Here is a 19,842-nt window from a genome sequence, read left to right on the forward strand (position 1 = left end):
CGTAGATGCTGGCCTTGTTCTCCGCGGTGTTGACCGCGGCCCGGGCACGCAGGGCCGACAGGTTCGAGGCAGACGAACGGTCACGGGTGAGTTCCTCGGCGATGGCCGCGTCCGGATCCTCCACCGCGCCGTGGGCGATCAGGGCAGTCAGCGCCCACCAGCGCAGGTCGGAATCCACCTCGATGCCGGCCTCGGACCCGTCGAGCAGACCACGGAAGAACGACACCGCGTCCTCGTCCAGCGCCGTCTTCGCCAGCGCCTGGATGAAGGCGAGCTGGGTGTCGGTGTTGTCACCCGCGTGGCGCACCCCATCAAGCAGGAGCTTTGCGACGACCGATTCACCCTCAGCCGTCACCCACGCCGGATCTGCATAGTTCTTCAACGCGGAGACAGCCTGGGCCAGGATGCGTTCCAGCACGGCGATCTCGGTTTCCGCGGAGGCACCACGGGCGACCAGAGCAATGAAATCACGAGCCTTCATCTGCCCAGAACGGGTCATCTCCCAGGCGGCAGACCACGCCAGGGTGCGCGGCATTGGATCGACGAACTTGTCGATGTGGTTGATCACGAAGTCCAGGGACCCCTGATCCAGATCCAGCAGCGCGTAGGTCAGATCATCATCATTGACCAGAACGACATCAGCCTGGTCCACACCGATCAGCTCCGGCACCGCGGTGGAGGCACCATCAATATCGAGCTCGACGCGGTGGAAGCGGGTGAGCTTGTCATCGACAAGCTTATAGAGCCCAACCGCAATGCGGTGGGTGCGCAGCTCACCGGCACCGGGCGCCGCACCAGCCTGGGTGACGTTGAAGGAGGCGTAGCGGCCGTCCTCCACCTCGAACTCAGCAGAAAGAGTGTTGATACCGGTGGTCTTAAGCCACTGATCCGCCCAGGCAGAAAGATCACGGCCGGATGCCTGCTCAAGGGCGGACAGCAGATCATCAAAGGTGGCGTTACCCCAGGCGTGGTTGGCAAAATGCCTGCGCACACCAGCTAAAAACTCCTCACGGCCCACATATGCCTGCAGCTGCTTCAAAACAGAGGCACCCTTGGCATAGGTGATGCCATCAAAGTTCTGCTCGACGGTCTCAATATCGTGGCTGTCAGAGAACACCGGGTGGGTGGAGGGTAGCTGATCCTGCTGGTAGGCCCAGGACTTCTCCACATTGGCAAAGGTCACCCATGCGGTGTCATATTCAGTTTCCTCTGCCTGAGAAATCACCGCAGACCAGGTGGCAAAGGATTCATTGAGCCACAGATCATCCCACCACTGCATGGTGACCAGATCGCCGAACCACATGTGTGCCAGCTCGTGGAGGATGGTCTCTGCGCGGCGCTCATAACGGTAACGGGTGGCTTTCGAAGCAAAGACGTACTCATCACGGATGGTCACCGCACCAGCGTTTTCCATGGCACCGGCGTTGAACTCCGGGACAAAGATCTGATCGTACTTACCGAAGGGGTAGGCCATGCCGAAGTTGCGGTGGTACCAGTCAAAACCCTGCTTGGTTTCCGTGAACAGACGTTCCGCGTCAAGATGCGGGGCCAGTGATCTGCGGCAAAACAGTCCCAGGGGGACACTGAGCTGCGTGGGCTGACCAGCTGGGGTTTCAGCATGATGGGTGAGTTCACCCGTCCAGGTATCGCGGACCTCATGATAACGGCCGGCGCAGATCGCGATCAGATAGGTGGAAATCGGGTAATCAACCCGGGAGATATGGGTGTCATAATCCGGATGTTGGGTGGAAACCTCCTGCTCAGCATTGGAAATGATTTTCCAACCCTTCGGTGTGAGGATGGAGAAATCATAAGTGGACTTGAGATCCGGCTGGTCAAAGCAGGCATACACACGCTTGGCATCAGCAGTTTCAAACTGGCTGTAGAGATAGACCTCATTATCAGCAGGATCCACCATCCTGTGCAGGCCCTCACCGGTGCGGGAATAGGGGATCGTGGCAGAAACCCGGAGAGTGTGGGCACCAGGAGTCAGACCTTTGAGGGCAATACCGTGGGTCTCGTCATAACCATCCTCATTAAGCGTCAGCGCGGTGCTGATGATGTCTTCATTGTCCAGATGGACCTCATCCACGCTGTCGGCACGCAGATCAATGAAGGTATCGCCGGCATCGCGGACGGTGAAATTAATCAGGGTGGTGGAGGTGAAGATCTCATCACCGGCATTGAGGTCCAAGGAGATGGAATAGTGCTCTACGCTCAAGATCCGTGAACGTTCTGTGGCTTCAGCTCTGGTGAGATTGATCGATGTCATGTGCATGCTCCTCAAAGGGGATGATTGATATGGAGATCAGGGGACCACTGGCAGTTGTCTCCAGAACCATGTTCATGGCCTGGGGGCGGAAGGCCGAATCCATTGATGACACCACGATAGTTCCGGCCTAGGCTGGGGTGCTACGTACCCCGAGATTTTAAGAAGAGGAACATATTCTCATGGCTGAAAAAGTCACATTCTGGTTTGACACCTCCTGCCCGTACTGCTGGATCACCTCCCGTTGGGTCAAGGAGGTTGAAAAGGTCCGTGATGTTGAGGTCACATGGGTTCCAATGAGCCTTGCCATTCTCAACGATGGCCGTGATATCCCAGCAGAGTATGCCGACAAGATGAAGGCCAACTGGGGCCCGGCCCGCGTCTTTGCCGCAGTCGCCACCGAAGCACCTGAAAAGCTCGACGCACTGTACACCGCGATGGGAACCCGCATCCACAATGAGGGTATTCCTGAGAAGCGATCAGACTACGGCGATTACAACGGAGTCATCGTGGATTCCCTGGCAGAAGTCGGCCTGGATGCTGCTTATGCCGAGGTCGCTGACACTGAGCAGTGGGATGAATCACTGAAGAAGTTCCATCAGTCCGCAATGGATGAGGTCGGTGATGATGTGGGCACCCCAGTGATCAAGCTCGGTGACACAGCTTTCTTCGGTCCCGTGCTCACCCGCATCCCACGTGGTGAGGAAGCAGGCGAGATCTTCGACGCATCCGTCAAGCTTGCCAGCTATCCACATTTCTATGAAATCAAGCGCTCCCGTAACGAGAGCCCTGAATTCGATTAAGTCCACGGGTTAACACCGGGGTGGATCAGGCTGCAGTAGACTGACAACCATGCGCGTATACCTTGGAGCAGACCACGCTGGTTTTGAAACGAAGAATGCAATCGCCGAACATCTCAAGGCCCACGGCCATGAGGTGATCGATTGCGGAGCCCACACCTACGATCCGGTTGATGACTATCCGGCTTTCTGTATTGAAGCAGCAAACCGAACCGTCAACGATCCAGGTTCACTCGGCATTGTTCTGGGTGGATCCGGAAACGGCGAGCAGATCGCCGCAAACAAGGTCAAGGGTGCACGTTGTGCCCTGGCCTGGTCTGTGGAGACCGCACGCCTGGCACGTGAGCACAACAATGCCAACCTGATCGGCCTCGGCGGTCGTATGCACTCGCTGGAGGAAGCACTCGAGATCGTCGATGCCTTCTTGGATCAGGAATGGAGCAACGCGGAGCGCCACCAGCGCCGCATTGACATCCTGTCTGATTATGAGCGCACCGGTGTCGCTCCGGTTGTTCCAAACGAATAACCCCTCAGGAAAGGTTCCTTCCCGGGAACCATCAACTCTTTAAAACACTGAAGGCCGGAAAGGTAAAACCTTTCCGGCCTTCAGTGTTTTCAGCAGTGATTACAGGCGAGGTGGTTAGAAATCGAAGTCGAAGCCTCCGCCATCAAAGAGGCCTCCGCCGTCGCCGCCCATATCGCCGCCCATGTCACCGCCGGCACTGGCATCTCCCATATCGCCACCAGCGTCAGCCATGCCGTCTTCGTAGCCTTCCCCGTAACCGTCTTCAAAAGCAGCACCGGAGTAGCCCACACCGGACATACCACTGAAGAGCGCGGAGAACATGAACACTGAGCCAGCTGTCCACACGCCGGTGCGCAGTGCACTTGCCCACCAGGGCTCGGAACACCAACCCGCAGGAACAGGACGTCCTGCGACGTTACCGCCGGGGTAGTAGTTGGGTGTGGAATCAGTGGCCACAGGAGAGGCCATCATGGTGCGGCCATCCTGCTCAATAGTGCGGGTCTCGGTAACACGACCAGCATTACGCTGGCCTTCCAGTGGTGGGAGTTCTGGACCTGCAGGCATTCCCATGATTTCACGGGCAGCGTTCATGTAATGCAGACCCTCCAGGGCGGATTCCCGGGCCAGCTCAGCCTGACGGGAAGTCTGTGCCGTGCTGATCTGCGATGATGCTGCGTTATAGCGCTCCGAAGCATCAGCAATGGCCTGGGTGGATGCCATGTCAGTACCAGCGATGGAGAGGACCTGAGATCCTAGTCGCTCAATCCAACGACGAGCATCCGCCTGGGCATCGGCGAACTTCTGTTCTTCAATCTTTTTATTGCTGTTGCCGGAGACTTTCGAGGCGATAAACACGCCTCCGCCGATGACAATTGCGATCAGGAGTAATGCTTCCACTAAAACTTCAACTCACTCAGTTGTATCGGCCGATAATGCGGGGGCGATTTCACAGGCAATCGCGACCTATCGGCGAATTATTCTTTACAACAGGAATAACGTGGTGAAGCCACAGAAAGTTCCCTCACCAGCTTAAGGCGAGATGCTGAGGAGACATGGGATATGTGGTTGCTGATGCTAGAAAACTAGAAAGCCACCGCATTCAACAATGTGAATTCGATGGCTCAAAAGATAAGAACTGGACCGGGGCTACTGGACAGCTTCGGCTTCTGCACCGACAGTGGTGAGACCCTTATTTCCTGCCGCACGTTCGTCGACCCATTCGCGAATAGTCTGTGAATCCCACAGAGTAAGGCCGTGGAGCTTAGCAACAGGCTTTGGTGCCCGTCCACGTCCGGCATAGCTAGTGAAAGTGCCACGGGCGGTGCCGGAGAACTCCGCGCATTCAATGGCAGTCCATAGCTCTCTGCCTGATTCAGCATCAATGATTTTTGGCTTCATGACCGATAGGGTACGCCACGAAAGACTGTTGTGTCGAAAAGGTGAGCGTAGAGCACATTGTGTGAGGAAAAAGTGAATAAATTGAACTAAAAGATATAAATCCAAGCCTTTAGCATGTTATATAAGCGGTTCATAATGTTCTGCTCCTCCTTCTGTGTTTCCGTGAATTAGTTGAATTTGCTGTGTTTCTCGGGAGAAAATATTTACTGTCGGCTGTGTTTTTCATGGGGTCTGAGTGTGAGGTGGGGCTGTGCTGTAGTTTTGCGTCCGGGTGGGATGTCCGACCTCTTCAGGGATGAACTCTAAATGTTGATAAAGCCCCATTTGGGGTGGTGCTGCTGTGGTGGCAGCGAGTTTTTAATTGATCAAGTCTTATGTTGCACTTAGGTAAGTCTCAGCGAGTCATGTCTAATCCTTGACGATTCTTTCTTTGGGTGTGTGATTTGATTCTCCCTCTTACCGCAGCAGTCAGTTACTCAGTCTGGAGGGTGCCGGCAGGGGGCCTGGCCTGCGGATTTTTAACAATGGGAACTTGTGGGCTAACATGATGCAAGATGAAACGGAGAAAACGTTTCACCTAATGGGAATGTCGTATAATGGCTATTACCTCAGCCTTCCAAGCTGATGACGCGGGTTCGATTCCCGTCATTCCCTCAAAGAAACCCCCTGACAGTAAATGTCAGGGGGTTAGTTTTTTGTGGAACTTCTTGGGGTCGCGTTGTCTGGCGCAGGTCTTCGCGGTGGGGTTCTGGTTGTTTCTGGTGGATTGAGACTTTTTCTTTGGTGGGTGAGTCCTGTCTCCACTTCTGCTGCCTGGGCGATCTGTACAGGATCGCCCAGGCAGTTGGGTGTGAAGATGCAGCCACCAGTCGACCAGTGATGTGTTGATATTCCTCGGTCATGGCACGGTGATTGTGTGCCAAGACTTTGGTCTGGGTGTTGATGAGGAAGCAAGTCTCTGGGCGGGGAGTGGTGGGCCTGGTCTGCTCTCTTTGCTCTGATTTTTGATTCTGTGAATGCCCGGGCACCTAACGTATGTGGTGCGGGTCGGTTACCCCTTGGCGGGTCTGAGCATGCTTTCCCATTCCTGCTGACTGCTTGGGCATGGAGGTGGCGGGGCTTCCAATTTTCGGTCTTTGTCAGTCTTGTTCTTGTGTCCCAGGGTGATGGGCTGCCATTGGCTTCGGTGGGTGGGTTGAAAACCTGGACCGTCGACAATCGCAGTGAATGTGGGGGCCAGCGCTCAGCCGGATCCTTTTCGGTTGACCCTTTCTGTGGTGACTCTTGGGCATCTAGTAGAGGGCACTTGCTGTAGCAGTGATGGAAGGTCGGTCTTTTCATTGAGGAGGGTACGACGCTTGGTCTCCAGTGGGGCCAGGTAGGTCTCCAGTGGGGCCAGGTAGGTCTCTTCATGGACCTCCTTAATAAGGGAAGAAGTTTTCTTGCTTAATAAGGGAAGAAGTTTTCTTGGCTTGTGGAAACAGTGGCTTGGGGGAGCTTGGAAGGTGGGGGAGTTGAATATCTGGAATGTTGGATCAATGGTTTCTTGACTCCCTGTTCGGCCAGAACTCTTCCTGGAGACATTGCTTGGTGTGTAGTGAGAGGCGCAGGGAGGCGGTGGGGGAAGTGGAGGACTCTTCTTCCTTGATCTGGGTGGTGGGCGAGAGTCATATGCTTGCTGGGTGGGATGTAGATGGATCCAGGCAGGGCCTCCGCTGACTGTGGGAGGGGCTGAATCAATCCCTTATGTCGCTTTGTCCTTCCTTTTGGAGGGGAATGGCGTTGCTTTGCTGGCATTCAGCACTAAACCGTCTCTTGGAAGTCATTGAGACGTTGGAAAGGGGGATTTCTTTGAAGTGTTGAATCGCCTAGAAACATGCTCTGACGTGGTGTTTTCAATGGCATTGAGGGTTCGTTTAGGTGAAATGGCGATCAGTATGTAAACTAATGAATCGAACCAAGGAGCACAGCAAAGTTCCCCACTGGTTAACAGTGGTGTGACTTAGTTAAAGTTCCTCGGGGATAAGTTAATATCGGGGCGTGGCGCAGTTTGGTAGCGCACCTGCTTTGGGAGCAGGGGGTCGCAGGTTCGAATCCTGTCGCCCCGACTTGAGGACGAGCCCGGTTTCGGACGAACGCGAAAAAAATCGCAGATCGTCGGAAGCCGGGCTTGTTTTTGAATTTACTGAGTCTTTTTTAATCCGACCACCCAGGAGATTTCCTCGTGAAGAGTTCCGTCGAGCAGCTGAGCGACACCCGTGTAAAGATCACCGTTGAAGTTCCTTTCGCAGAACTGAAGCCTGAAATTGATCAGGCCTACGCCGCACTTGCACAGCAGGTCCAGGTTCCTGGCTTCCGAAAGGGTAAGGCTCCTCGTCAGCTGATCGATGCCCGCTTCGGCCGTGGCCCAGTGCTCGAGCAGGTCGTCAACGACATGCTGCCTAACCGTTACGGCCAGGTAATTGAAGAGAACGACATCAAAGCGATCGGCCAGCCAGAGGTTGAGGTCACCAAGATCGAAGACGGCGATGTCGTCGAGTTCGTTGCTCAGGTTGATGTTCGTCCAGAAATCACCATTCCTGACTTCTCAGAGTTCAACATTGAGGTTCCAGCAGTCGCAATTGACGATGCTGCAGTGGACGAAGAGCTGGAGAGCCTCCGCGAGCGCTTCTCCACCCTGAAGGATCACAATCACAAGCTGAAGAAGGGTGAGTTCGTCACCATCAACCTCTCTGCTTCTGTTGATGGCGAGCAGGTTGAGGAAGCTTCCACCGAGGGCCTCTCCTACGAGATCGGTTCCGGTGACCTGGTTGACGGACTGGACAAGGCTCTCACCGGCGCCAAGAAGGACGAGACCGTCGAGTTCACCACCGAACTGGCTTCCGGTGATTATCAGGGCAAGGAAGCCCAGGTTACCGTCGAGATCACCGCAACCAAGCAGCGTGAGCTGCCCGCGCTGGATGACGAGTTCGCTCAGCTGGCTTCCGAGTTCGACACCATCGACGAGCTCCGCGAGTCCACCAAGACCCAGGTTGAGGCACGTCTGAAGAACGAGCAGGCTGCTAACATCCGCGATGAGGTTCTGAAGTCCGCTCTGGAGTCCGCAACCTTCGCACTGCCTGATTCCATCGTTGATGAGCAGGCACACTCCCAGCTGCACCAGCTGCTTGGCGACCTCGCACACGACGAAGCTGCACTGAACTCCGTTCTGGAGTCCCAGGGCACCACCCGTGAAGAGTTTGAGCAGCAGAACCGTGAGGACGCTGAGAAGGCTGTCCGCACCCAGCTGTTCCTCGACGTTCTGGCTGAGAGCGAAGAGCCTGAGGTCTCCCAGCAGGAACTGACCGATCACATCATGTTCACCGCTCAGAGCTACGGAATGGACCCTAACCAGTTCATCGGTCAGCTCCAGCAGTCCGGCCAGATCGCGAACCTGTTCGCTGATGTCCGCCGTGGCAAGGCACTGGCCCAGGTCATCTGCCGCGTGAACGTCAAGGACTCCGAGGGTAACGAAGTTGACCCGAAGGCCTACTTCGGTGAAGAAGAAGTCGAAGAAGAAGCACCCGAACAGGAGTAGAACTCCCCCGGTTTCAAAGCCCAGCAGACACCAGTGTGCTGGGCTTTTGCCATACCCGGACCCTGCTGATTTAGACCCTGCAAACGCTGATAGCGAACAGAAGCGGTGTCACGGAAATACGCGGGTAGTCTGGTGACATTGAACTTGATGAACCTTTATTTAGTAGAACGTAGGAGTTGACACATTCATGAGCGAAAACCTCAAGATGACTGCCCCAGGAGCTGGGGCCGGCTACAACGGTGACATTTACGACCGCCTTCTGCGCGAGCGCATCATTTTCCTCGGCAGCCAGGTGGACGACGAGATCGCGAATAAGCTGTGCGCACAGATCCTCCTGCTGTCTGCAGAGGATCCAACGAGGGATATCTCGCTGTACATTAACTCCCCAGGCGGTTCCGTCACCGCAGGCATGGCAATCTACGACACCATGAAGTACTCCCCATGTGACATCGCTACCTATGGCATGGGTCTGGCAGCATCCATGGGACAGTTCCTGCTCTCCGGTGGAACCCCGGGCAAGCGTTATGCACTGCCTCATGCCCGCATCATGATGCACCAGCCTTCCGCAGGTGTCGGTGGTACCGCTGCAGATATCGCCATCCAGGCTGAGCAGTTCGCCCAGACCAAGCGTGAAATGGCGAAGCTCATCGCTGAGCACACCGGCCAGACCTTTGAGCAGATCACCAAGGATTCTGACCGCGACCGCTGGTTCACTGCAGAGCAGGCCAAGGAATACGGACTCGTCGACCAGGTGATTACCCTCGCTGAGGGCCCAATCAGCAACTAGGCACACGGAAACTTCAAGGAGAATATTTAAATGAGCAACGGATTTCAGATGCCTTCGTCCCGTTACGTGCTGCCTTCCTTCATCGAGCAGTCCGCATACGGCACCAAGGAAACCAACCCTTATGCCAAGCTCTTCGAAGAGCGCATCATCTTCCTCGGCACCCAGGTCGATGACACCTCCGCCAACGACGTTATGGCGCAGCTGCTCGTGCTCGAGGGGATGGACCCTGACCGCGACATCACCATGTACATCAACTCACCAGGCGGCTCCTTCACCGCACTGATGGCGATCTACGACACCATGCAGTACGTACGCCCAGACGTGCAGACTGTCTGCCTCGGACAGGCTGCTTCCGCTGCAGCTGTCCTACTGGCAGCAGGTGCACCGGGCAAGCGTGCAGCACTACCTAACGCTCGCGTGCTGATCCACCAGCCATCAACCCAGGGAACCCAAGGCCAGGTTTCTGACCTTGAGATCCAGGCTGCGGAGATTGAGCGCATGCGTAAGCTCATGGAAACCACCCTGTCCCGCCACACCGGCAAGACAGCAGAACAGATCCGTATCGATACCGATCGTGACAAGATCCTCACCGCGGATGAGGCACTTGAATACGGCATTGTGGACCAGGTCTTCGATTACCGTAAGCTGAACGGCTAATTTAAGCTTGGGTTCCTTCCCCCACATAGGTGGTGGAGGAAACCAGAGCATTGATAAAAACAACGTGCGCCTGTTGTGGAGAAAATCCACGACAGGCGCACGTTGTTCTTTGCGTAAAGCACCCGCACGGGGGACTTTGAGGTGAGGATGGCATGTGATTCTTGAAGGCTGGGGACACTACCTGGCCATGGGGAAGCCCGCTGCTGACCGGAGGAATCAGCAGCGGGTAATGCCGGTGAGGCTCTACCCTTTGAGGGCGTTACGGTCTGGCAGTACGGAGCGTGGTGCTGGCTCAACGGCAGAACATCTGGATGTTGAAACTCCCGAAGGACCCAGGAAGGTGTCCTTGGAGGATCCCCGGAGTACGGAGGCGATAAGACATGAAGAAGACCGTTGTCAGTTCTGTGAGGAACTGTCAACGGTCTGTCTTTTTACCGAAGCATCAGGTCTTAGTAGATGAATACGGGGGTGTGGTGCTAAGCGCGCACCGGGGTTGGCTCAACAGTGATGATGGTTGGTGCCTCTACTGGGGAGCGGGGGATCAGGGCGGTGCACAGTGCACCAATGACTGCTGCTCCGGCGAAGATGAAGAATGCGTAGGTTGGTCCGAATCCTGCCCCGATGATCAGGCCACCGATTGCTGGTCCGAAGATACCACCGAGGCGTCCAAATCCTGCACACCATGCGACGCCGGCGGCACGGCAGGCGGTGCCGAAGTAGTTGGAGGTCAGGCCGTAGGTGAGGACCTGGGTTCCCAGGACACCGATGCCAGCCAGCGCGATTGCGGAGTACATCAGTGGCCAGGAGGAGATGAATGGCAGTGATGCGAGGCAGAGTGCAGCGAGGAAGAAGGTACTGGTGATGATGGTCTTGGCACCGATGCGGTCAGCGAACCAGGAGGCGATCAGACCACCGATGACAGCACCACCGTTGAGGAACAGCAGGGAGTACAGGGAATCGTGGGCGTTGGCACCGTTGGATTCCATGATCTTGGGCAGCCAGGTGTTGAGTCCGTAGGTGGACAGTAGACCGATGAAGCTCATCGCGCCGATGAGTAGGGTGCCTGGGAGGTATACACGGGAGAAGATGCCGGCGAATCCGACCTTTTCCTTGACTACAACAGGAGCCTTGTGTCCCTGGGAAACAGTGGAAGATGCAGCAGCTGGGGTGGAGGAGACGAAGTCCTTGATGGGAAGGTCGAGTCGTTCACACAGTGCGGTGGCTTCGTCCTTGCGGCCACGGCTGGCAAGCCAGCGTGGGGACTCAGGGAGGGCGAAGTAGGCCAGTGGCAGCAGGAAGAGGATCGGGGTTGCGCCGATGAAGAACAGTCCGCGCCAGCCGATCATATCCTCGAAGGCCAGTGCGAACAGGGATGCCATGACGCCGCCGGCAGGAACACCGGAGTAGACGATCGCATTGAAGAGGTTACGACGGTTACGTGGGGCGAACTCTGCAATGATGGCACCACCGGTGGCCACGATCATGCCGACTCCGAGGCCGGTGAGGAAACGCAGGAAACCGAACATGAAGATGGAGGTTGCCAGTGCGGTCAGTGCCATGCCGACGGAGAACCATGAGATGGCGATGAGCATAACCTTGCGGCGTCCCAGTCTGTCACCGAAGGCGCCGGCTGACAGGGCACCGATCATCACGCCGATCATGGCGTAGGACCCCAGGGTTCCTGCAATTGCCGGGCTGAGTGCACCAATGTGCGAGGGGTCATCCAGAAGGCTGGAGAGGACGGCACCATAGATAACGAGATCGTAGCCATCGAAGAGGATGGAGATTCCAACGACGGCGAGAACAAGGTACACGGTGCGGCGATGTTTTGGACTTTGCCAGACATCTGGTGAAGAGGTGGCCATGACGGACTCCTTGAAGCTGTGAGTTAAGTATTCATCACCGATGCTTGGTGATTTGATTCACAAGTCAATCCCGTATGGCCAAGAGTTGAAACTAGGGAAAGCCCTAAAGACTTTTAGGGGGTCCTTGTCCGTTGGTGTTGTTGCTGGTAGAGCTACGTGTTCGTATTGCGGACCTAAGCACTGAGATGCATTTATACAGCTCAAAAGGGGAATGGATGCTGAAATTTCCCTTTTTTCCACACCTCATCTGATTTAGGATGATGACACTAAGCGGGCGTGATAAGTAAAAAACCGCCACCACTGGGGGACATTCTTTGCCTTTGTGGTGGTGGTGACACGATCCATGAATTGTCCTAAGACGTGGCCTGATATTTCTTCAAAGCATCGCCGAGTTCAATGCGTGTGCGGATCTGGAGTTTCCGGTAGACCCGTGTCAGGTGGTATTCCACGGTCTTCGGGGAGAGGAAGAGCTCATGGGCGACCTCACGGTTGGAATTTCCTTCTGCCACCAGTTGGGCGATCTCAAATTCCTGGGGTGTCAACCCGCCGACCTTGCCTGAGCGGGGGCCAAGGCCGCCCACGCGTCGCTCGCGGTTGGCCATGCTGACCAGGGCAGTAGCACCCATGTCTTGGAACATTGAGGAGGCACGGGCAAAGATCTCATCGGCTCGTCGTCGTTGTCCCTGGCGGCGTAGTGCCTGGCCGTACTCGAAGAGAATGCGGGAACGGTAGAAGGGAAGCGTCAGCCCATCGAGCATGTCGAGGGCTTCCTCAAAACGGTTGAGTCCCTGGCTGACGTCACCGTGGTGGATCATGAGCATGGCTTCAGGAACAGCAATTTTTGCCTTGATGGACATGATGTCCGATCCCCGGTAGCTGTCGATGGTTGATTCCACCAGCTCGGTGGCGCGGTCAATTTCTCCGAGACGGATCAGATTGGTCGCGTGAATATCTTCCCAGGGCCAGAAACCCGGTTGGTTCATCTTCGTGGTGGCTGCGAGTTTTTCCAGGTTGTTGCCGGCCAGTTGCGCCGCGGTCATTTCATTTCTGCGGGAGTAGACCCACATGCGGCACATGGCAGAGGGCATGGACTGGACAACGAAGGAGTCCTGATCAGTGGCCAACCGGCTGATGTAGTGACGGGAGAGATCCATGTTGCCCTTCGCAGTGGCAACAGTGGCACCAGTCCACAAAAGAAGTGGTTCCAGGAAACGGATGCCGAACTGCTCTGCTCGGGCCAGGCCGACCTCCACGGTGCGCAGTGCGGCCTCCCACTCACCCAGGATGAGTTGTGCACGTGCCAGCCAGGCGTCCTGCCAGAGACTGATGCGTTCTGAACCACTGATGAAGGTGCGTCGTTCCAGTTTCTGGCGGGCGGTGACAGGATCGTCGTAGATGAGGCTGAGCCAACCCATGGCCATGTGTCGTCGCTGTGCATGGAGGGTGGTTTCGCCGGAGATCGGCTGGTCCTGCGGCATGACACCATCGATGACGGATCGGCCGATCAGTGAAATCGCCTGGGCTTCAACCTTCTCACCGGAGTCATCTTCGGACCACTTGATGGCGCGGTCAGCCCAGAGCAGCAGTTCCTCGGGTTGCCAATCCAGCAGATTGAGAAGAACCTTACGGGCTGCGAGCCTCGGGCCGTGGACTGGATCGATGGGATCCTGGGCCAGAATGACATCTGCAGTGCGTTGGAGCAGGCTGCGGGCCTCAGACTGGCGGCCCTCATGGATTGCCAGGTATCCGAGCATGGAGTCCTGCTGGATGCCATGTTCTCCTAGGTCAAGGGTGGCTGCCCGGATGCGTGCCTGGGGCAGGTCTGATGCAGAGATCAGAGAGTCAATTGACTCCAGCAGGTAGGTGTCGGCCTCACTGGAGCGTGCCGTGCGGTTGGCCGCCAGGGACAAGGCATGCGCGGATTCCATCCAGCGGCCACTCCGTCCGAGTTGAAAACCACGTTCTGCCAGTGCCTTCACAGCAGGGCTGTCTGGTTCGGTGGCAGCGAAGGCTTCATGCTGGAGTGCTTCATCCAGTTGATCAAATTCCCTGTAGTAGGCGGCAACCTTCAAGTGGAGTTCAGTGAGAACCTTCAGCGGGGTGCGGGAGCGGATTACCGCGCGGTCTGTGGGGGAGACCAGATCAAGGGTGGGAGGGCCGTCGGTGGGCAGGATGGTCAGCAGGTTGCTGCTGATAGCCTCATCGCAGGCGGTGCCATCGGGATCGTCGGCAAGCAATTTGATGAGGTCGATGGGACCACCGCCGGGCAGTACAGAGGTGGCCAAGAGCACCGGCCAGAGGGAGGTTCCCTTGATACGGCGGGAGAGGCTGGACCACCAACTGTGTGGAATCGGCACATTGGGGTTGGTGGCTTTCCAATGATCCGGGGAGACAGCGTGGAGGACTTCCTGCACATGGCCGAAAGTGCCGCCGGTGATCCGCTGGATATCGGTGGCGGTGGAGGCACTGATACGTCCCCGCACGGTGGTGAGCGCGACCTGTCTGATTTCCTCAATACTCATGGGTGGCAGAACATAGGTGACATCTGCCAGGTCGGGGAGATTAAGGATGGTTCCTGCGAGGGTGGTGTTTTCACTTTCCAACCCGATGAGGATGAGTGCGAAGCGGCCGGACACCATGCGGCGGGTGAACTCGATGAGTTTGTGGAGGGACTCCAGATCCGACCAGTGGACATCATCGATGATGACGACGGTGGAGGCACCGGTGCGGTCGATGACACCACGGATCGAATTAGATGAGTTCGCTCCCAACTTGTGCCCGATGTGGGTCAAGAGGGAGCGGGGAGATTCCTGCAACCAGGAGAGCGCAGAAACCTTGACGACGGACCAGCCGGGGAGCATCTCAATGAGGCTCCCCGCGAACTCCGATTTGCCCGCTCCGTGTTTACCCCCCAGGTAGAACATCCTGCCTTCACATTCAGGAAGGTTGAGGATGCTCGAGGAGATCTGTTGCAGAATGATCGAGCTGCGAGGCAGGAAAGTCTGCGAAGACGATGGGGTAAACGGAACGGACGAGACCATAAGCTGATCTTAGCCTTGGTCGCCTCCACCCACGGGAAGTACGGACCCGGTGATATAGGAGGCTTCTTCTGATGCGAGGAAGCAGATTGGTGCCGCCTGCTCCTCCAAAGTCGCGTAGCGACGCATGTGGCTGGAGTTGGTCGTCTGGTCGACGATCTCCTGGTACCACTGCTGCTGCTGTTCACCTTCAGGTCCCGGACCACGTTTGACCTTGCGTTCCGGTGCCAGGGTGCCGCCTGGGGCGGTCGCCACGACGCGGACATTGTGCTGTGCAGCTTCATGCGCCAGTGCCGAGACAATTCCGTTGACGCCACCCTTGGCAGCCGCATAAGGAACACGGTTGACACCACCGGTGGCGATGGAGGACACATTCACGATCGTGCCGCCACCGTTGTCGATGAGGCAGGGCAGTGTTGCCCGGCACATCCACAGGGTGGGGAACAGACTGCGCTGGATCTCCTTGGTGATCTCTTCTTCGGTGTACTCCTGGAAGGGCTTGGCCCAGATGGTGCCACCGACGTTGTTTATCACAATGTCAAGGTTGTTCAGCTTGGTCTGTGCGAACGCGATCGTATCCAGTGCGCCCTGGTAGCTCTCCAGGTCGGTGGTGAAGGAATCCACAGTGCCCTTGCCAACACCACGAAGCTCTTCAGCAACCTCGTGCACAATCTCGGAGCGGTCAACCAGAACCAGGTTGCCGTCCTCATGTGCAATGCGCTGAGCAACAGCAAGACCGATGCCCTGGGCAGCGCCCGTCACGATGATGCTCTGTCCGAAGAACCTCTCCGGGGTGATATGGGTGGGACGATCCGGAATGCCCCGGCCTACTGGTGCATTCACTACTCTGCCTCTGCCTTCCGCATGGTCTCAATGCCATGCTGTGCGTGGGAGCGGATGATCTCCTGCGCCTTGGCCAGATCCTGGGCTGCGACTGCGTCGACAAGCTCAAGGTGCTCGGTGGCGATGTTCGGATCGATCCACTCTGCTCCCGGGAGTACCTTCTTCATCTCGGTGACCACTGCGAGGTTCTGGTATGCGCCGATCAGCGCAGCGTTATCTGCACGACGGAACAGGAACTCGTGGAAGTCAGCGTTGGCTTCGGTGAACTTGACTGCATCGATGATGCGGTCGCCGTCGATGAAGGAGTTGGCGGTTTCTGCCAGTGCGCGGAAACGCTCGATGTCGCGGTTGCCCAGCTTCTTGATGGCCAGTTCCAGCGCACCCAGTTCCAGAGCCATGCGGGCCTCCAGCTGTGATTCAGATTCTGGGCGGGAGGAGTGAACCTCACCACTGGTCATACCAGGAGCGGAAACCTCGATGACGGAACGCTCTTCGCCATCGCGTGAATCCTCGATGGTCTCGGTGGTGACAGAGACTCCGGTCTCGCCAGGGGTACCGGCGGCGGAGGTGAACTTCTCGTAGTAGAAGTCCAGTGGTGGGTTGTCCAGGGTTCCGAAGAACTTACGGACAGCCTCAACCATCGGAGGAGGGCCACAGAGGTAGACGTCGGTGTCTTCGTTTGGTTCGTACTCTCCGACCAGGTGTGCCGGGACGAAGCCCTTGCGCTCATGCTCGGTGTCCGGATCAGAGAGGACGGTGATGTAGTCGAAGTCACCGATCTTGTCCTTGAAGGACTCCAGGCGCTCGAGCTCAACCAGGTCGTAATCGAAGTTGGCGCCGTAGACCATGCGGATTGGGACGTCGAGAAGCTCATCGATGGCGAGCTTCTCCAGGATCGCGAGGATCGGTGCCAGACCGGTGCCACCTGCGAGCAGGAGGATCGGGCGGACAGGCTCACGCAGGAAGAAGGAACCCATCGGGCCGGTCAGCTCAAGCTTGTCGCCAACAGCAGCGGTCTCATCCAGGTAGGTGGTCATGAGGCCACCAGGGGTGTTCTTGATGAGGAAGCTGACAACGTCCTCCTCAGTGCTGGAGGAGAAGGAATAGGAACGGGTCTGCTCGGTGCCGGGGACCAGGATGTTCATGTACTGACCTGGCAGGTAGGCGAGATCCTTACGGTTCTCCAGCTTGACGCTGATACCGAAGGTGGAATCAGACAGGCGGTTGAGTTCAACCAGTTCGCCGTCGAAGGTGGCAGCGCCGGTCTTGGCCAGAACCGAGGTGGTCGCGATCTGCAGGATGAGATCGGAGTTCGGGGTCATCTGGCAAGGGAGGCAGTAGCCTTCAGCAGCTTCATCGTCGGAGAGTGCATCCTCGATGTAGTCGCCGTCTTCGTAGTCGCCGGATTCGCAGAAAGCCTTACAGGTTCCGCAGGCGCCGTCGCGACAGTCAAAAGGAATGTTGATGCGGGCCTGGTAGGCGGCATCAGCAACGGTCTGGTCGTCTTCGCATTCGACGAAACGGGTGATGCCGTCTTCAAAGGCCAGTGCAATTTGGTGGGTCATTATGGCTCCTTAGACGTGGTAGATATCGACGACGTGGTGGATGTAGTCGTTCTGCAGAACAACCTTCTTCTTGACAATCTGGGGCTTCTCGCCGCTGACGTCGATGGTGAGGAAGGTGTTACCGAAGTACATGTCGGTGGTGTTGTAACGGAAGTAGTTGGTGATCCAGTTGAAACGGACGTCTACTTCGCCCTCACGCTGCTCGAGGATTTCCACGTTGGAGATGTTGTGAGCGGTGCGTGGCTCTGGCAGGGAGGTCGCGGAGGAGCGATCGGTGCGGATACGGAATACGCGGTCCTCGAGGCCACCACGGTTCGGGTAGTAGATCAGGGAGATCTCGGACTGTGGGTCCTCGGTCAGCTCGCCGTTGTCATCCCAGGCAGGCATCCAGAACTCTGCGTCTTCGCGGTAGCACTCGAGCCACTCCTCAAAGCGACGGTCATCGAGCAGACGGACCTCGAAGAAGAGGAAGTCTTCAATCTGGCTACGGGTTACCTGGTTATTGGTACTGGTCATGATGTTCTCCAAGGGAAGTTGAGATTGAGCGATGAAAGCAGGGGTGGCAGGCGGTGTTCACGGCCCGCTTAACTGACAGATCCGGTGCAGGTACCCCGCCCACCTGTGAAAATCGATATAGGGGGTGGGCGGGAATCCTTAGGGGTGGCACTGTGTCTGTGCCCGCTCACAGTCTCCTGTGTGCGGCGGTGCAGGTCTTGTCTAGCCGCGGGTACGACGACGGCGACGTGGCTCTGGAGCAGCAGCCTTGGCAGCTGCCTTTGCCTCTTCGCGGAGCTGTGCTGCTGCACGGGTTGCCTCGGCGGATGCGGAATCGTCTGAGGTTTCCTTCTCCTGGAGGGTCTGGCCGAGAGCCTTCTGCATGAGCTCGTGCCAGTAGCCGTGCTGGATCGGGTAGAGGCCTTCATCCTCGGTGCGGGCACCGGAGGAGAGGACTTCGTTCATACCGAGACCCTTGGCAACTTCGTTCGGTCCAGATACCTGGTGGCCGAGACCACGGGTCATGTCGTTCCATGGGAAAGCGGAAGCCTGGTAGGTCTTCTGGCAGGAGCGGAACTCCTCAAGGTCATCCGGGGTCGCCATGCCGGTTGCGTTGAAGAAGTCCTCGTACTGGCGGATGCGGTTTGCGCGCGCCTCTGCGGACTCGCCCTTGGGAGCGATGCAGTAGATGGTGACTTCGGTCTGATCAACGGAAATCGGACGGATGTGGCGGATCTGGGAGGAGAACTGGTCCATGAGGTAGACGTTCGGGTAGAGGCACAGGTTGCGGGATGCGCCAACCATGAACTCGCCCTTTTCCTCGCCGAACTGTTCCTTCAGCTCATCGCGACGGTCGAACAGTGGGCGGTCCTCTGGGTTGCCCCACCACATCCACAGCAGCATGTGGCCGTGTGGGTAGGAGAAGTAGCCGCCACCCTGCTTGCCCCAGGTGCCGGCGTCCATTGCTTTGGTCTCGTTGGCGGACTCGCCGGTGCCGCGACGGGAGGTGGTGGCTGCGTAGTTCCAGTGGGTGGAGGAGACGTGGTAGCCGTCTGCACCGTTTTCGGTCTGGAGCTTCCAGTTGCCGTCGTAGGTGTAGGTGGAGGAGCCACGCAGCACCTCGAGGCCGTCTGGGGACTGGTCAACCAGCATGTCAATGACGGTGCGGGTGTCGCCGAGGTGCTCTTCGAGGGAGACGACGTCTGGGTTCAGTGAACCGAAGAGGAAGCCACGGTAGGACTCGAACTTAGGCACACGACGCAGGTCGTGGGAGCCGTCCTTGTGGAACTCCTCTGGATACGCGCCATCCTTCTCATCCTTGACCTTGAGCAGGGCACCGTCGTTGGAGAAGGTCCAGCCGTGGAATGGGCAGGTGAGGGTGGTGCGGTTGTCAGTCTTGCGGCGGCACAGCATTGCACCACGGTGTGAACATGCGTTGATCAGGCAGTTCAACTCACCATCCTTGGAGCGGGTGATCATGATCGGCTGACGCCCCATGTAGGTGGTGAAGTAGTCACCTGGGTTTGGCAGCTGGGACTCATGGGCCAGGTAGATCCAGTTGCCTTCGAAAATGTGGCGCATCTCGAAGTCGAAGATCTGCTGGTCGGTGAAGATGTTTCGGTTAACGCGGACAACACCTTCCTCTGGGCGGTCTTCCAGTGCATGGTCCAGGGTGTACTGAACGCTGGCGAGGCTATCGATAGGTGTGGACATGTTGTACCTCCGAGGTGCTGTGGATGAAGTGAATCTGCCAACCGGGTAAATACGTCAGATGCTGTGGGAAAGCGGTAGATGACGTTTCACAACAAAAATGTTGTTGGTGGCGTGTTACCCATCCTGCACTACACATGGCCTGAATCACACTAGGGAAGTTCCTAGGGTTACATCGGGGGTTTTTGTTCGCATGGTGTAAAGGTGTTCACGGTATTTGTTATCGACCTGCGGAAATGCGAATTTTATCGGATTTTTGGCCCGTTTAATGTCATTTAATGCATTTGGGTGTCTATTGACTAAAAGCATGAA

Annotated in this window: 14 protein-coding genes and 2 tRNA genes; 7 read left to right on the forward strand and 9 right to left on the reverse strand. The window is 57.0% G+C overall.

The window, feature by feature from the left end:
• Positions 1-2,272, reverse strand: a 2,272-nt coding sequence (gene pepN, locus Q0M74_RS06505) for an aminopeptidase N (RefSeq protein WP_293952638.1), incomplete at its 3' end; no start/stop codon positions are given.
• A 179-nt stretch (positions 2,273-2,451) separates the two neighbouring features.
• On the opposite strand from pepN, the gene Q0M74_RS06510 reads away from it, so the two are divergent.
• A complete protein-coding gene (locus Q0M74_RS06510) occupies positions 2,452-3,072 on the forward strand; it encodes a DsbA family protein (protein WP_293952641.1) in 621 nt (206 codons plus the stop codon).
• A gap of 49 nt (positions 3,073-3,121) precedes the next feature.
• Positions 3,122-3,595, forward strand: a complete 474-nt coding sequence (locus Q0M74_RS06515; protein ID WP_293952643.1) for a ribose-5-phosphate isomerase — start codon at positions 3,122-3,124, stop codon at positions 3,593-3,595.
• Positions 3,596-3,709: 114 nt separating this feature from the next.
• Here Q0M74_RS06515 and Q0M74_RS06520 read toward each other — a convergent pair whose 3' ends face one another.
• Both Q0M74_RS06520 and Q0M74_RS06525 read right to left on the reverse strand, forming a co-directional pair.
• Positions 3,710-4,492: a DUF1542 domain-containing protein gene (locus Q0M74_RS06520; protein WP_293952645.1), complete on the reverse strand. Its 783-nt coding sequence runs from the start codon at positions 4,490-4,492 to the stop codon at positions 3,710-3,712.
• A 249-nt stretch (positions 4,493-4,741) separates the two neighbouring features.
• A complete protein-coding gene (locus tag Q0M74_RS06525; RefSeq protein WP_293952647.1) occupies positions 4,742-4,993 on the reverse strand; it encodes an AlpA family transcriptional regulator in 252 nt (83 codons plus the stop codon).
• A 582-nt stretch (positions 4,994-5,575) separates the two neighbouring features.
• Between Q0M74_RS06525 and Q0M74_RS06530 the strand changes: the two genes are divergently transcribed.
• The 5 genes from Q0M74_RS06530 to Q0M74_RS06550 all read left to right on the forward strand — a co-directional run bounded on the left by Q0M74_RS06530 (position 5,576) and on the right by Q0M74_RS06550 (position 10,014).
• Positions 5,576-5,647, forward strand: a tRNA-Gly gene (locus Q0M74_RS06530).
• Positions 5,648-7,027: 1,380 nt separating this feature from the next.
• A tRNA-Pro gene (locus Q0M74_RS06535) sits at positions 7,028-7,101 on the forward strand.
• Between the two features lie 116 nt (positions 7,102-7,217).
• The gene (gene tig, locus Q0M74_RS06540; protein WP_293952649.1) at positions 7,218-8,570 is read left to right on the forward strand and encodes a trigger factor; all 1,353 of its coding nucleotides are present in this window, start codon (positions 7,218-7,220) and stop codon (positions 8,568-8,570) included.
• Positions 8,571-8,757: 187 nt separating this feature from the next.
• Positions 8,758-9,357, forward strand: coding sequence for an ATP-dependent Clp protease proteolytic subunit (locus Q0M74_RS06545; RefSeq protein WP_293952651.1), 600 nt, complete (start codon positions 8,758-8,760; stop codon positions 9,355-9,357).
• A gap of 30 nt (positions 9,358-9,387) precedes the next feature.
• Positions 9,388-10,014 (forward strand): ATP-dependent Clp protease proteolytic subunit, encoded by a 627-nt coding sequence (locus tag Q0M74_RS06550; protein ID WP_293952653.1) that lies wholly within the window; start codon positions 9,388-9,390, stop codon positions 10,012-10,014.
• A 476-nt stretch (positions 10,015-10,490) separates the two neighbouring features.
• Here Q0M74_RS06550 and Q0M74_RS06555 read toward each other — a convergent pair whose 3' ends face one another.
• The 6 genes from Q0M74_RS06555 to benA all read right to left on the reverse strand — a co-directional run bounded on the left by Q0M74_RS06555 (position 10,491) and on the right by benA (position 19,533).
• A complete protein-coding gene (locus Q0M74_RS06555) occupies positions 10,491-11,879 on the reverse strand; it encodes an aromatic acid/H+ symport family MFS transporter (protein WP_293952655.1) in 1,389 nt (462 codons plus the stop codon).
• A 353-nt stretch (positions 11,880-12,232) separates the two neighbouring features.
• Positions 12,233-14,920, reverse strand: coding sequence for a LuxR C-terminal-related transcriptional regulator (locus tag Q0M74_RS06560; RefSeq protein WP_293952657.1), 2,688 nt, complete (start codon positions 14,918-14,920; stop codon positions 12,233-12,235).
• A 9-nt stretch (positions 14,921-14,929) separates the two neighbouring features.
• Entirely contained in the window at positions 14,930-15,760 is an 831-nt protein-coding gene (locus Q0M74_RS06565; protein WP_293952659.1) for a 1,6-dihydroxycyclohexa-2,4-diene-1-carboxylate dehydrogenase, read from the reverse strand.
• Positions 15,760-17,325, reverse strand: coding sequence for a benzoate 1,2-dioxygenase electron transfer component BenC (benC, locus tag Q0M74_RS06570; protein WP_293952661.1), 1,566 nt, complete (start codon positions 17,323-17,325; stop codon positions 15,760-15,762). Before benC ends, Q0M74_RS06565 begins: the two co-directional genes overlap by 1 nt.
• A gap of 9 nt (positions 17,326-17,334) precedes the next feature.
• A complete protein-coding gene (gene benB, locus Q0M74_RS06575) occupies positions 17,335-17,841 on the reverse strand; it encodes a benzoate 1,2-dioxygenase small subunit (protein ID WP_293952663.1) in 507 nt (168 codons plus the stop codon).
• A gap of 201 nt (positions 17,842-18,042) precedes the next feature.
• A complete protein-coding gene (benA, locus tag Q0M74_RS06580) occupies positions 18,043-19,533 on the reverse strand; it encodes a benzoate 1,2-dioxygenase large subunit (protein ID WP_293952665.1) in 1,491 nt (496 codons plus the stop codon).
• Positions 19,534-19,842: the final 309 nt, after the last annotated feature.

The organism is uncultured Corynebacterium sp., from assembly GCF_945649885.1.
Classification (GTDB): Bacteria; Actinomycetota; Actinomycetes; order Mycobacteriales; family Mycobacteriaceae; genus Corynebacterium.